Origin of the sequence: Paracoccus salsus (assembly GCF_021556615.1) — a bacterium.
GTDB classification, from domain to species: domain Bacteria; phylum Pseudomonadota; class Alphaproteobacteria; order Rhodobacterales; family Rhodobacteraceae; genus Paracoccus; species Paracoccus salsus.
The window spans coordinates 66,749-78,997 of sequence record NZ_JAKGGD010000003.1 but is presented as its reverse complement, the minus strand read 5'-3'; the positions used below and the strand labels follow the sequence as shown (position 1 = coordinate 78,997).

15 protein-coding genes are annotated in these 12,249 nt (G+C 66.2%); 12 read left to right on the top strand and 3 right to left on the bottom strand.

What is annotated here, in order from left to right:
* Window position 1: 1 nt before the first annotated feature.
* The 4 genes from L1965_RS06905 to L1965_RS06890 all read left to right on the top strand — a co-directional run bounded on the left by L1965_RS06905 (window position 2) and on the right by L1965_RS06890 (window position 2,087).
* On the top strand, window positions 2–1,015 hold the full coding sequence (locus tag L1965_RS06905; protein ID WP_235755697.1) for an acyl-CoA dehydrogenase family protein: 1,014 nt from the start codon (window positions 2–4) through the stop codon (window positions 1,013–1,015).
* A 75-nt stretch (window positions 1,016–1,090) separates the two neighbouring features.
* Complete coding sequence (locus tag L1965_RS06900; RefSeq protein ID WP_235755696.1) at window positions 1,091–1,255, top strand: hypothetical protein; 165 nt, start codon at window positions 1,091–1,093, stop codon at window positions 1,253–1,255.
* A 97-nt stretch (window positions 1,256–1,352) separates the two neighbouring features.
* The gene (locus tag L1965_RS06895) at window positions 1,353–1,694 is read left to right on the top strand and encodes an AMP-binding protein (RefSeq protein ID WP_235755695.1); all 342 of its coding nucleotides are present in this window, start codon (window positions 1,353–1,355) and stop codon (window positions 1,692–1,694) included.
* A gap of 30 nt (window positions 1,695–1,724) precedes the next feature.
* Window positions 1,725–2,087 (top strand): hypothetical protein, encoded by a 363-nt coding sequence (locus L1965_RS06890; protein WP_235755694.1) that lies wholly within the window; start codon window positions 1,725–1,727, stop codon window positions 2,085–2,087.
* 4 nt (window positions 2,088–2,091) lie between these two features.
* Here the strand turns inward: L1965_RS06890 and hutC are convergent, their stop codons facing one another.
* Window positions 2,092–2,778, bottom strand: a complete 687-nt coding sequence (gene hutC, locus L1965_RS06885; RefSeq protein ID WP_235755693.1) for a histidine utilization transcriptional repressor HutC — start codon at window positions 2,776–2,778, stop codon at window positions 2,092–2,094.
* A gap of 288 nt (window positions 2,779–3,066) precedes the next feature.
* Between hutC and L1965_RS06880 the strand changes: the two genes are divergently transcribed.
* From L1965_RS06880 to L1965_RS06855, 6 genes are all read left to right on the top strand, one after another.
* Complete coding sequence (locus L1965_RS06880; protein ID WP_235755692.1) at window positions 3,067–4,284, top strand: MFS transporter; 1,218 nt, start codon at window positions 3,067–3,069, stop codon at window positions 4,282–4,284.
* A 101-nt stretch (window positions 4,285–4,385) separates the two neighbouring features.
* Window positions 4,386–4,865, top strand: coding sequence for an ureidoglycolate lyase (locus tag L1965_RS06875; RefSeq protein ID WP_235755691.1), 480 nt, complete (start codon window positions 4,386–4,388; stop codon window positions 4,863–4,865).
* Complete coding sequence (gene rnhB, locus L1965_RS06870; protein WP_235755690.1) at window positions 4,862–5,479, top strand: ribonuclease HII; 618 nt, start codon at window positions 4,862–4,864, stop codon at window positions 5,477–5,479. Before L1965_RS06875 ends, rnhB begins: the two co-directional genes overlap by 4 nt.
* A 103-nt stretch (window positions 5,480–5,582) precedes the next feature.
* Window positions 5,583–6,713, top strand: a complete 1,131-nt coding sequence (locus tag L1965_RS06865) for a site-specific DNA-methyltransferase (RefSeq protein WP_235755689.1) — start codon at window positions 5,583–5,585, stop codon at window positions 6,711–6,713.
* 120 nt (window positions 6,714–6,833) lie between these two features.
* Entirely contained in the window at window positions 6,834–7,871 is a 1,038-nt protein-coding gene (locus L1965_RS06860; protein WP_235755688.1) for a GSCFA domain-containing protein, read from the top strand.
* On the top strand, window positions 7,868–8,659 hold the full coding sequence (locus L1965_RS06855) for a hypothetical protein (RefSeq protein ID WP_235755687.1): 792 nt from the start codon (window positions 7,868–7,870) through the stop codon (window positions 8,657–8,659). Before L1965_RS06860 ends, L1965_RS06855 begins: the two co-directional genes overlap by 4 nt.
* Here L1965_RS06855 and L1965_RS06850 read toward each other — a convergent pair whose 3' ends face one another.
* Window positions 8,660–9,799 (bottom strand): alkane 1-monooxygenase, encoded by a 1,140-nt coding sequence (locus tag L1965_RS06850; protein WP_235755686.1) that lies wholly within the window; start codon window positions 9,797–9,799, stop codon window positions 8,660–8,662. It lies immediately after the preceding gene.
* A 10-nt stretch (window positions 9,800–9,809) separates the two neighbouring features.
* Window positions 9,810–10,835 (bottom strand): A/G-specific adenine glycosylase, encoded by a 1,026-nt coding sequence (locus tag L1965_RS06845; protein WP_235755685.1) that lies wholly within the window; start codon window positions 10,833–10,835, stop codon window positions 9,810–9,812.
* Window positions 10,836–10,919: 84 nt separating this feature from the next.
* Between L1965_RS06845 and L1965_RS06840 the strand changes: the two genes are divergently transcribed.
* Together L1965_RS06840 and L1965_RS06835 are read left to right on the top strand one after the other, a co-directional pair.
* The gene (locus L1965_RS06840; RefSeq protein ID WP_235756122.1) at window positions 10,920–11,468 is read left to right on the top strand and encodes a DUF721 domain-containing protein; all 549 of its coding nucleotides are present in this window, start codon (window positions 10,920–10,922) and stop codon (window positions 11,466–11,468) included.
* Entirely contained in the window at window positions 11,468–12,109 is a 642-nt protein-coding gene (locus L1965_RS06835) for a DsbA family protein (RefSeq protein WP_235755684.1), read from the top strand. The genes L1965_RS06840 and L1965_RS06835 overlap by 1 nt, the downstream gene beginning before the upstream one ends.
* Window positions 12,110–12,249: the final 140 nt, after the last annotated feature.

The following is a 12,249-nucleotide window of genomic DNA, read 5'->3' as shown; positions in this document are numbered from 1 at the left end:
CTTGGATTTTTCGCCGAGCGACGAACACCGCATGCTGCGGGACAGTCTGCGCAGGTTGTTGGGCCGGCATGAGGGCGCCGCGCTTTGGGACGCGCTGGCCGAGGCCGGTGCGATGGGCGCCCTGCTGGAACAGGACGCCGGTGGCTTCGATGGCAGCGGCGCGGCAATCGCGCTGACCTTCGATGAGTTGGGGCGGGCCGGCGCATCGCTGCCACTGATCGATTCCGTGCTGATCGGCGGGGGCGTCCTGGCGCAGGCTGGCGGGCATGACGATCTGGTCGAGGCCGTGGCAGCGGGCAGGGCGCGGATGGCATTCGCAGACGCGGAACCGGGAAGCCGCTGCGACCGCGGAGTGTCCATCACCGTTTCGGAGGACCGGCTGACGGGTCGCAAGACCATGGTCACCTGCGGCGAAGACGCGGACGCGATCCTTGTCAGCACCGCCGACGGGCTGTGGCTGGTGGACGCCGGGGCCTCGGGCGTGACCCGCCATGGCTACGGGATGCTGGACGGCAATCGCGGCGCGGATCTGGACTTCGACGCGACGCCCGGGACCCGTCTGGGAACGCTGGCCGATTTCGGGTTCGTCCTCGCGCGGGGCGTGCTGGCCCACAGCGCGAAGGCGCTTGGCGGGATCGAGGCGGCGCAGGAATTGACCCTGGACTACCTGAAGACCCGCAAGCAGTTCGGCCGCGCGCTGTTCGAATTTCAGGCGCTTGCCCACCGCATGGCGGTCGAGGTCGAGCAGGCGCGCTCCGCCGTTGTCAATCTGGCGGCCCATGTCGATGCCGAACCGCCGCTGCGCGATCGCCATGTTCAGGCGTGCAAGGCAATGGTCGGCGGCACGGCCCGGTTGCTGGCCGAGGAATCGGTGCAGCTGCATGGCGGCATCGGCATGACCCAGGCATACGCTCTTGCCGGCATGGTTCGCAGGCGGTTGGCCGCCGACGCGGCCATGGGTGACGCGGATTACCACCTCGAACGCTTTTCCCGTGGCGAACCCGCATGGGACTGATCGAGAACGAGACTGGCGCGCAGCGCCGGCCGCTCTGTGCTCGATGTCGGGCAGGGCGATGGCCCGGGACCTCGCATGAGGGACGCCGATGAACGGCGCATGAACCGGCAGGGCATCCTGCACGTGAGCCTTGCCGCAGTTCAGCTGGACAACGCGATGGGTGCGACCGGCAGCCTGTCCATGCCCGCATGTCCGGCACCGAACTGGACAGGATCGCCCGTCACACCGGCGCAAGGCTGACGGCGCGACTTTCGGCGGCGGCGGCCCTGGATGCGCTTGGGCAGGGCGCAACCGGTGACCCGGATGCACGCGGGGATCATGGCAGAGGCGCAGCGTCGTGGCATCGCTCATCGGCATGGACGCCTGCGCCTTGTCAGCCGTGGCGCGGCCCATCCTTGATCCGGTATGGAACCGCCGGGCCGCAGCCCCTTGCGGCATCGCCCTGCAGAACGGCTATGGCATGACCCGGATCACCGCCGGCGCGAGCATCACCGAAAATCGGGTCGGCAGCCCGGACGCCTTTTCGGGGTGTCCCTTGCCGAGGGTCGAACTGCGTCCGGAGGAAAGCGTCAGGAACCAGCCCGGCATGGGCGAGGTCCTGACCCGGGGCCCGCATCTCATGATTGGCTCTTTTCGCAAGCTCAAGGCGACCGCACGGGTCCTGGATCCGGCAGGCTAGCCGCAAACCGGCGATCCGGGCCGGAGGGACGTGCAGGGCAGGCTGCCGATGGTCGGCCGCGACAAGGAACCGATCATCCGCGGCGGATTCACTATCTTCCCGCCCGAGGTCGAAGCGGCGCTGAATGGCCGCCCGGCCCAGTTGCGGACCGCTGTGATCGGCAGGCCGGTCGCGGGCGGAGACGAAGAGGTCCTGGCGTTCTGCGAGGCCGGGCCGACGGCACGCGTGAACGAGGCGGAACCGGCCGCGCATGCCGCCGCAAGGCTTTCGGCCTGGAAGCGCCCGTCGCGCACCGACCAGACCGAGCCGCTGGCCGCGGCCTTCTGCGACGCGATCCTGAAACACCAACTGCCGGCGCATCTCGCGACATTGCTGGCGCCATGCAAGGACTGAGCGACTAGTCCTCGGACACGAGGCGGTGTTGTGGCGGATAGAATTGGCGCGAGAACGAAATCGGAGTGGCGTCGCTCCAATTGGTGCGTTCGATTGTCAGGACCGGGGTTCCGGCCTGCACGTTCAGATTGTGCGCACAATCGCCCGAAGCACCCTCGGCAAGGATCGAGAACCGCCCGTGGGTCAGCGGCACATTGCGCGCCAACCATTCATGCGCCGGCTGCGTCCTGGCGTCTTCGGCTGGGATTACGGGCAGGGCGTGCGGGTTCAGCCAGATCGCCTCGCAGCAATGCGGACGGCCGTCAGCCAGGTATTTCGCCTTGATCAGGATCAACTCCTCGTCCGGGCCGACCTGCAGCGCATGCATTGCCGCCTCGGTCGGGCGCGACCGCGAGTAGCTGGTCATCTGATAGTCATAGGCAAGGCCCAGGGCCTCGACCTCGTGGCGGATCACCGGCATTTCCAGCGTCGTGCGGCGCGATGGCGTGGCCGTAACCCGCGTGCCGACCTTGCGGCGCCGTTCGATGATTCCGCTGTCGGCCAGTTCCCGCAACGCGCGGTTGACCGTAGCGCGGGCACAGCCCATCTGCACCGCAAGCTGCTGCTCGGTCGGGATCAGTTCGCCCGGCGGCCATTCGCGCGAGCGGATACGCGCCAGCACTTCGGCGCGCACGGACTGCCACGTGTTCAAGCGTTTCGAACCTCTTTCAAGGCCGGTGGGTCTTAACGATCGGGCGACGGTGACGGGCAACTTGGTCATGACGATTGCAAACTCGATATTCTGAACTTTTTTTATTAGTCATATCTGCGGACCTCATTGAAACCTGTCGAAATGGACAAAAGACCAGAAAGAGACCAAGAACCTGTTCTTAAAGACAATTTACTAACCTAATGGTTGTGCTTGACGGATATTTTCAATTTGATGATTTCCTGTTAGTTGCGCATTCTGCAATTCGCTTCGGTCAGGAGCCCGGCGGGCATGAGTCAGCAGACAGGAATCGGCACCGACAATGAACTCGCCGCTGCCCCCCGGACCGGTGCGGCGACAGCCACGGCCTGGCCGGTCCTGCTGTCGATCAGCCTGTGCCACATGATCAATGACGTGATGCAGTCGATGCTGGCGGCGATCTATCCGCTGCTGCGAACGGAATTCACCCTCAGCTATGCGCAGATCGGGGTGATGACATTCGCCTTCCAGGTCACGGCCTCGCTGCTGCAACCGATGATCGGGGCCGCCACCGACCGGCATCCGCAGCCTCGATCGCTGCCTTTGGGGATGAGCTCGACCTTTTGCGGGGTGCTGCTGCTGGCGTTCGCCCCGAATTACGCGATGCTGCTGACCGGTGCTATGCTGATCGGGATCGGGTCGGCCGTGTTTCACCCCGAAAGCTCACGGGTCGCACGACTGGCATCCGGGGGGCGATTCGGAACCGCGCAATCGCTGTTTCAGCTTGGCGGCAATTTCGGGCAGTCGCTGGGGCCGCTTCTGGCGGCTTTCATCGTGGTGCCGCTGGGACGGCCGGCGGTGGCGTGGTTCGCAGTCGCGGCCGCGCTTGGGGCCGGGTTGTTGTGGCGCGTCGGAGGCTGGGCCGAGGGCCGGCGTCGCGCCCACGCCGCGCGCCCCGACACCGCATGGCCCTTGCCGCGCGGGGCTGTGTTGTGGGCCATCGCGGTGCTGGCGCTTCTGACCTTTACCAAGAACATCTACGCTGCCGCGATGACCAGTTATTTCACCTTCTTCACGATCGAGAAATTCGGGTTGGGACCGCAGGGGGCGCAGATCATGCTGTTCCTGTTTCTGGCCGGGATGGCGGGGGGCGTCATGCTGGGCGGGCTGGTCGGCGACCGGATCGGACCGCTGCGGGTGATCTGGTTCTCGATCCTGGGCGTGTTGCCCTTCACTTTGGCCCTGCCGCATGTCGGCCTGATCCCGACCGGCGTCTTGTCGGTGATGATCGGTCTGGTCCTCGCCTCGGCCTTTCCGGCCATCGTCGTCTTCGCGCAGGAGCTGGTTCCGGGACGCACCGGCACAATCGCCGGGCTGTTCTTCGGCTTCTCCTTCGGAATGGGCGGGATCGCGGCGGCGGCGTTGGGTGTGCTGGCCGACGCCAAGGGGATCGAGGCGGTCTTCCTGTTGTGTTCGGGTCTGCCCGTGCTGGGCCTCCTGGCCATCTTCCTGCCGCGCATGGGGCACTGAGTGTCGAAAATCGGGGAAACTGTGTCGCGCGCTGCGCGGGTTCTGTGACGACCCGGGCCGCGCTAGGCTATACCGGAAGGCCTGGACAGGAGACGCCACCGATGACCACGATCCGCATCGAACCGATCACGGCCACGGGCTTTGCCCCTTTCGGTGAGGTGCTGTCACCCAGGGCCGTACCCGACAGGATCATCAATCAGGGCCGCTGCGAACGTCATCACGCGCTGGCCACCGTCCAGCGCGGCGGGGGCGAGGCGATCATCTCGATTTTCCGGTCCGAACCGGTGAGCCTTCCCTATGATTGCGGCTTGCTGGAACGCCATCCGCTGGGGTCGCAGGCTTTCATGCCCCTGGGCCCGGATGCCTGGCTGTCGGTGGTCGCGCCGGACGAGGGCGGCAAGCCTGGCACGCCGCGCGCCTTCCTGGTGCCCTCGGGGACGGGCGTGAACCTGCGCGCGGGAGTCTGGCACGGGGTGCTGACGCCACTGGACCGCGCGGCTGATTTTCTGGTGGTGGATCGCGAAGGCGACGGGGCCAATCTTGAAGAACGGCGCATTCCGCCTGTAACGATCACCGCATGACATTGCCGGATTACAGTTTCGAGACGCTGGCGCTTGCACGCGGCGCCCGGTTCGTGGCCGGGGTGGACGAGGTCGGCCGCGGGCCGCTGGCAGGTCCGGTGTCGGCGGCGGCCGTGGTGCTGGACCCCGCCAACATCCCCGACGGGCTGAACGATTCAAAGAAGCTGACAGCGGCGCGGCGCGAGCGCCTTGCCGACTGGATCATGGTTCATTGCGACTGGTCGGTGGCGCATGTCGGCGTTGCGGATATCGACCGGCTGAACATCTACCACGCGGCCCATCTGGCGATGTGCCGCGCGGTCGCGGGATTGCGGCTGCCGCCCTGCCATGTGCTGGTGGACGGAAATCGCGTTCCTCGCGACATGGGCCTGTCCGCCGAAGCCGTAGTCAGGGGGGATGCCCGCTGTCTGACGATCGCGGCGGCCTCGATCCTCGCCAAGGTGTTGCGCGATCGCATCATGGTGGATTTGGCGCAACAGCATCCAGGCTATGGCTGGGCGGCGAATGCCGGCTACCCGACCCCGGCGCACAAGCGCGCGCTTCTAGATCTGGGAATCACCCCTCATCATAGACGTTCGTTCGCGCCCGTACACAATATCTTGTGTAAAGACTGATATTCAACCCCTTGATTCAAAAAAGAAATTGACGGCGAATCAGCTCTGAATCATTCTTGGGACATAGCAGATCGGCCCAAGCCGGCATCCCCAAGAGGCAGAGATGACGAAGATCAAGGAAAATCGCGCGGATGCCGCGCGGCCGCTTCCGCTGAACCAGATTCTGGCGGGTGACTGTATCCAGGTCATGAACGCGCTGCCCGAAGGCAGCGTCGACCTGATCTTCGCCGATCCCCCATACAACCTGCAATTGCGGGGCGATCTGCACCGGCCGGACAACTCCAAGGTCGACGCCTGCGACGACGAATGGGATCAGTTCGCCGGCTTTGCGGCCTATGACGGCTTTACCCGCGACTGGCTCGCGGCCGCGCGCCGGCTGCTGAAGCCGAACGGCGCGATCTGGGTGATCGGCAGCTATCACAACATCTTCCGCGTCGGCGCCGAGCTTCAGAATCAGGGCTTCTGGATCATGAACGACGTGATCTGGCGCAAGTCCAACCCGATGCCCAATTTCCGCGGCAAGCGGCTGACCAACGCCCATGAGACGATGATCTGGGCCAGCAAGTCCGAGGCGTCGAGATATGTCTTCAACTACGAGGCGCTGAAATCCCTGAACGAGGGTATCCAGATGCGCAGCGACTGGGTGATCCCGATCTGCAATGGCGGCGAGCGGCTGAAGGATGGCAAGGGCGACAAGGCCCACCCGACCCAGAAGCCCGAGGCGCTGCTGCATCGCGTGCTGGTCGGCACGACCAATCCCGGCGATGTCGTTCTGGACCCGTTCTTCGGCACCGGCACGACCGGCGCGGTCGCGAAGATGCTGGGCCGCGACTTCATCGGCATCGAACGCGAGGCCGCCTATCGCGAGGTGGCCGAAAAGCGGTTGGCCCGCATCCGCCGCTTTGACGCCGACTCGATCGCCACCATCAAGGCCAAGCGGGCCGAGCCGCGCGTGCCCTTTGGCCAGGTGGTCGAACGTGGCATGTTGCGCCCCGGCGAGGAACTCTATTCCATCGGCAATCGCCACAAGGCCAAGGTCCGCGCCGATGGCAGCCTGATCGGCAACGACGTCAAGGGCAGCATCCATCAGGTCGGTGCGGCGCTGGAGGGTGCACCGTCCTGCAATGGCTGGACCTACTGGCATTTTCGCCGAGAGGGGAAGATGATCCCGATCGACATCCTGCGCCAGCAGATCCGCGCCGAGATGGCGGGCGAGGTTTCCCGCCCCAACTGACGCCGCTCACGATTTCGCCGCAGTTCCGCCGCCTGACGTGCGGGCGGAACCGCCTTGCCCCGCCATGTCCGCATGGCGGGGCCTTTTCAATGCACGCCGCGCGTGCATATGTCTGTCGCCATGGCACATCCCTATTCCGACCTGCCCCCTCATGCCTTCTGGCGTCGCGCCGTGTCCGATACCCCGGCCGATGCGCCCGTCTGCATCGCGGTGCCGAAATTCCGGCTTTCCCCTGCGGACCGGATCGCGACGGCGGGCAGCTGTTTTGCACAGCATCTGGGGCGGGCGCTGCGCGGGGCCGGCCTGACGGTGCTGGATGCCGAACCCGGACCGGCGGCCATCGGCCCAGGCCTGCTTCAGGAATATGGCTATGGGCTGTATTCCGGGCGCTACGGCAATATCTACACCGTGCGTCAGCTGGTCCAGCTGCTGGAAGAGGTGCGGGAGGGCGCGCCTGATCCCGATCTGGTCTGGCAGCGGGGCGAACGCTTTCACGACGCGATGCGTCCGGGCCTTGATCCCGACGGCCTCGACAGCGCCGACGAGGTGCTGCAGATCCGCCGCCGCCATCTGCAACGCCTGGTCCCGATGCTGCGCGGCGCGGATCTGTTCGTCTTCACCCTGGGTCTGACCGAGGCGTGGCGCTGCCGCAGGACAGGCCGGGTCTATCCGACCTGTCCAGGCGTCATCGCGGGAAATTTCGACCCCGAACGCCACGAGTTCGTGAATTTCCGCTATCCCGACATCGCCGCGGATCTGACCCGGCTGCGCGATCTTCTGCACGGGTTTCGCCCCGGGATGAAGATGCTGCTGACGGTCTCGCCGGTGCCGTTGACCGCCACCGCCTCCGGCGGCCATGTGCTGCCGGCGACGCAGTATTCCAAGGCGACGCTGCGCGCAGCGGCAGGCGATTTTGCGGATGCCCATGACGATGTGGATTATTTCCCCTCGTACGAGATCGTGACCAATCCCGCTGCGCGCGGCGGCTTTTTCGGCGAGGGGCTGCGCCAGGTCACGCCGGACGGCGTCGCGGCCGTCATGCGGGCGTTCCTTGCGGCGCATGGGCTGCGTGAAGACGACGCTTCCGATCCGCCGGCCTTGGCGGAAAAGATCGACCTGCTGTGCGAAGAGGCGATGCTGGAGGCATTCTCGCCATGAGCGGTGATCTTCCGCGCGTGCTGTTCATCGGCAACTCCCACAGTGGCGCGCTGCGGCTTGCCTATGCCGCCGAGCCGGATCGCTGGCCGCGTTGGGACGTCTATTTCCTGGGCGTTCTGGCCAACCGGCTGGGAGAGCTGGACCTGCGCGGCGGCAGGCTGGTGCCGGTCACCGACGCCGCCGCCTGGCAGCTCAGATATTACAATCACGTCAGGAACCTGGATGTCACCGGATTCGACGCCTTCGTGATCGTCGGCGGCACCAGTTGGGTCCGCACGGCCGGCATCTGCGCCGATCATCGCAGCCTGGATTTCCCGTCGATTGTCGCCGGTGCCACGAACCCGCAGCTTGTCGGCAGGCCCTTCCTTCAGGCTGCGCTGCGCTGGCGGCTTCAGGCCTCGTCCACGGGGCGGCTGCTGTCGCGGATCAGATCGCTCGGCAAGCCGGTGCTGGTCGTGCCCGAGCCGATGCTGTCCGAAGACGGGGCGGACGATCGCAAGCGCTATGCAGCCTATGTCGATCTTGTCGGTCGCGGCGATGCCGGGCACTGGCTGTCGATGTATCGCGAAGCGCGCGAACGGGTGCTGGGGGCCGATGCGACTCTGCTGGACTGGCCTCGGTCGGCGCTGGTGGACGGGGTCTATACCGCGTCGGCGCTGATGCGCGGCTCGAAACGGCTTGGCCCGGTTGAAGGCGATGCCCATCCCGATGACGATTACGAACACGCCAACGCAGCCTATGGCGCGCTGGTGATGGAGCAGATCATGCGGGCCTTGCCCGCCGGCTGATCACAGCGCCTTGCGGGGCAGCGGCAGATCGCCGCGATCATAGTCGGACCAGTCGGCAATGTCGGGATAGAAGCGCCGCCGCCATGCCCGCACGCGCGGGTTCATCCGCCGCCGCCACCACGGCGGAACCATCGCCACGAAGGTCATCGCGGGATAGCCAAAGGGCAGCTGCGGCGCCTCGTCCTCGGCATAGGTTTGCAGCAGCGGAAAGCGGCGGTCGGGCTTGTAGTGGTGATCCGAATGGCGTTGCAGGTTGATCAGCAGCCAGTTCGAGGCGGTATGGCTGGCGTTCCAGCTGTGACGTGGCAGGATATGTTCGTATCGCCCGTCGCCCTGATGGCGTCGGCTCAGCCCGTAATGCTCGACATAGTTTGTCAGTTCCAACTGCCACACGGCGACGAAGGCCTGAAAGACGAACAGCAGCAGCCCTTGCACGCCGCCAAGCGCCACGGCCAGCGACAGCATCGCCAGTTGCAGCAGGCCGTAGCGCCAGAACGGATTGCGGCGGTCCCATCGGCCGCGCCCCGCGCGGGCCAGCATCCGCGTCTCGGCCCGCCAGGCGCTGGCCGGGCTTTCCCGCAGGACGCGCCAGAAGAAGCGATAGAACCCCTCGCCATAGCGCGCCGAAACCGCGTCACGGGGCGTCGCCACCCATGCATGATGCACCAGCAGATGTTCGGTCCTGAAATGCGAATAGAGAACCGTGGCCAGCAGCAGGTCGCCCAGCCAGCGTTCCAGCGCGGTCTTCTGGTGCAGCAGTTCATGCGCATAGACGATTCCGATCGTGCCGGACAGAACGCCGATGCCGAAGAACAGGCCCAGGCTTTCCAGTCCCGACAGATGGTCGGTCTGCGCGGCATGCCAGATCGAACCGAAGATCGCCGCGAATTGCAGCGGAAACCAGATGATCGTGACCGCCCGGTGCCAGAACAGGCTGTCTGTCGCGGTCTGTGGATCGGCATTGCTCTCGTTCAGCCCCAGGACGCCGTCCAGCGCGGTGGTCAGATACCAGGCATAGCCAGGCAGCAGGAGCCACCACAGCCCGCCCTGCGTGGCCGCGACCATGACCAGAGGCAGCATGACCAGCGACATCCAGAACGGCGCGGCCGCGGGCAGTTGGGAATGGGTCGATGCAGTCATGCGGCGCAGTCTATGCCGCGATTTCGGTCCGCGCCATATCCCAGACCTTGCGCATCAACCCGGGAAGAGCGTCCCGGTCGATTTGACGCAGCGGCACCAGATATCCGCGCTCGGGGTTTCCGCTCAGCTCGCCCACCAGCACCGTCATCGACAGGCTGAAATGCGTGAAGACGTGGCGCACCTCGCCGATCTCGCGCCAGCGCGCCGGCCCGGGCGGGGGCAGGTCGCGACCGTCCCAACTGGCCGACGGAAAGGCCAGCGTGCCACCCAGCAGCCCCTTGGCAGGCCGTTGCTCCAGCAGCAGCGCATCGCCCTGCCGCGCGACCCAGGCGGTGCCGGTGCGAGTGGGCCTGGCGGCTTTGGGGCTCTTGCGCGGCAATGTGGCGGCGATCCCCGCCGCACGCGCATCGCAGGCCCCGATCAGCGGGCAGATGCCGCAGGCCGGGCTGCGCGGGGTGCAGATCGTGGCGCCCAGATCCATCATCGCCTGCGCGAAATCGCCGGGTCGTTCGGTCGGCGTCAGTCTGCCAGCCGCTGCCGTCAAGTCGCGTTTCGCGGCCGGCAACGGGGTCTGGACCGCGAAAAGCCGCGCCACCACCCGTTCGACATTGCCATCGACGACGGTCTCGGGCGCATCATAGGCGATCGCGGCAATCGCCGCCGAGGTATAGGCCCCGATGCCCGGCAGGGCGCGCAGCCCGTCGCGCGAGTCCGGAAACCCGCCCGCCGCCGCGACCGCGCGCGCGCAGGCCAGCAGGTTGCGGGCGCGGGCGTAATAGCCCAGCCCGGCCCATTCGGCCATCACCCGCGCATCCTCGGCGGCGGCCAGATCGTCGACGGTGGGCCAAAGCGTCGTGAAGCGGATGAAATAGTCCTTCACCGCCGCCACGGTGGTCTGCTGCAGCATCACCTCGGACAGCCAGACCCGGTAGGGGTCGGCGCGGCCCGAAGGCGGCGGAATCCGCCATGGCAGCACGCGGGCATGGCGGTCATACCAGGCCAGAAGGGCAGAGGCGATCACCTTGTCGTCACGCAATTTTCAGAACTCCGCCCCTGCAGCGCGCTTTCATCCGCCCGCCTCGCTGACTAAGGATAAGGCGTGATAACCGATCAGGCGACAATGGCACAGAGGCCCAGACAGCCCAATACCCCACCGCAGCGGCGCCGGCGCGGCTTCGAGGCGGCAGCCTCGCTGCTGGCCGACCGGGTGCAGAAAGCGGCCGAGGGACGCGGCTTCGCCGTCAGCCGCCTTCTGACCCATTGGCCCGAGATCGCCGGCGAACGGCTGGCTGCCATGACCCGCCCGGTCCGCATCAGCCACAGTCGCGGCGGCTTTGGCGCGACGCTGACCTTGCTGACCGCCGGACCTGTGGCACCGATGGTCGAGATGCAATTGCCCGAGTTGCGCGAACGGGTGAACGCCTGCTACGGCTACAACGCCATCCAGAAGATCGTGCTGACCCAGACCGCCGCCAGCGGCTTTGCCGAAGGTCAGGCGCTGTTCGTGCCGGCCGCGCGCCGCCCGGCCGCGCCCGACGCCGGGACCGATCCCGGTGCCGAGGCGAAGGCGCGCGAGGTGGCCGCCCAATTCGACGACCCGACGCTGGCCGAGGCGATGGCCCGGCTGACGTTCAACCTGGCTTCCCGAAGGAATCGAAAGGATAATTAATGCTGATCCGCTCTGTCGTGACCGCCCTGGGCCTTGTGCTGGCCGTTCCCGCGCTGGCCCAGGATGCCCCGGCGGCTGATGCCGCGACCGAGGCCGCCGAGGTCCAGGCCCTGCCCGATATCCCTCTGGGTGCCGAGGACGCGCCGGTGACGGTCATCGAATATGCCAGCTTCACCTGCGGGCATTGCGCGAATTTCCACGACGAGAACTGGCCCAGGCTCAAGGCCGAATATGTCGATACCGGCAAGGTCCGCTTCATTCAGCGCGATGTCTATTTCGACCAGGTCGGATTGTGGGCCGGGATTCTGGCGCGCTGCGGTGGCGATGACAAATACTACGCCGTCTCGGACATGCTGTTCGACGAGCAGGAGAAATGGCTGTCGGGCGGAACCGGCGAGGAAATCGCCGCCAACCTGCGCAAGATCGGCCTCAAGGCTGGCATGTCGGAAGAGCAGATGACCGCGTGCTGGGCCGACAGCGCCAAGGCCGAACAGCTGATCGCGACGTTCCAGAAAAACGCCACAGCGGACGAGATCAAGGCGACTCCGACCTTCGTCATCGATGGCGAGACCGTGTCGAATCAGCCCTGGGAAGACATGAAGGCGATCATCGACGACAAGCTGGAAGCCGCAAGCGAATGAGCTGACGGTGAATGGTGGGCGGCAAGGCGACAGGTCGTGCCCCCCGCTTCGGCGCCGCCCATAAGCCCGATATGATGGTGCATCAACGCAATCGCGTTGGCTGGACCGTTCAATTCGGACATGCGCGCTTGATCCGGCGA

What these genes read in the sequence shown, in the direction of transcription:
- L1965_RS06900 (WP_235755696.1), top strand. Translation starts at nt 1,091, where the DNA reads ATGAGGGACGCCGATGAACGGCGCATGAACCGGCAGGGCATCCTGCAC.
- L1965_RS06880 (WP_235755692.1), top strand. Translation starts at nt 3,067, where the DNA reads ATGAGTCAGCAGACAGGAATCGGCACCGACAATGAACTCGCCGCTGCC.
- L1965_RS06875 (WP_235755691.1), top strand. Translation starts at nt 4,386, where the DNA reads ATGACCACGATCCGCATCGAACCGATCACGGCCACGGGCTTTGCCCCT.
- rnhB (WP_235755690.1), top strand. Translation starts at nt 4,862, where the DNA reads ATGACATTGCCGGATTACAGTTTCGAGACGCTGGCGCTTGCACGCGGC.
- L1965_RS06865 (WP_235755689.1), top strand. Translation starts at nt 5,583, where the DNA reads ATGACGAAGATCAAGGAAAATCGCGCGGATGCCGCGCGGCCGCTTCCG.
- L1965_RS06860 (WP_235755688.1), top strand. Translation starts at nt 6,834, where the DNA reads ATGGCACATCCCTATTCCGACCTGCCCCCTCATGCCTTCTGGCGTCGC.
- L1965_RS06855 (WP_235755687.1), top strand. Translation starts at nt 7,868, where the DNA reads ATGAGCGGTGATCTTCCGCGCGTGCTGTTCATCGGCAACTCCCACAGT.
- L1965_RS06850 (WP_235755686.1), bottom strand. Translation starts at nt 9,799, where the DNA reads ATGACTGCATCGACCCATTCCCAACTGCCCGCGGCCGCGCCGTTCTGG.
- L1965_RS06840 (WP_235756122.1), top strand. Translation starts at nt 10,920, where the DNA reads ATGGCACAGAGGCCCAGACAGCCCAATACCCCACCGCAGCGGCGCCGG.
- L1965_RS06835 (WP_235755684.1), top strand. Translation starts at nt 11,468, where the DNA reads ATGCTGATCCGCTCTGTCGTGACCGCCCTGGGCCTTGTGCTGGCCGTT.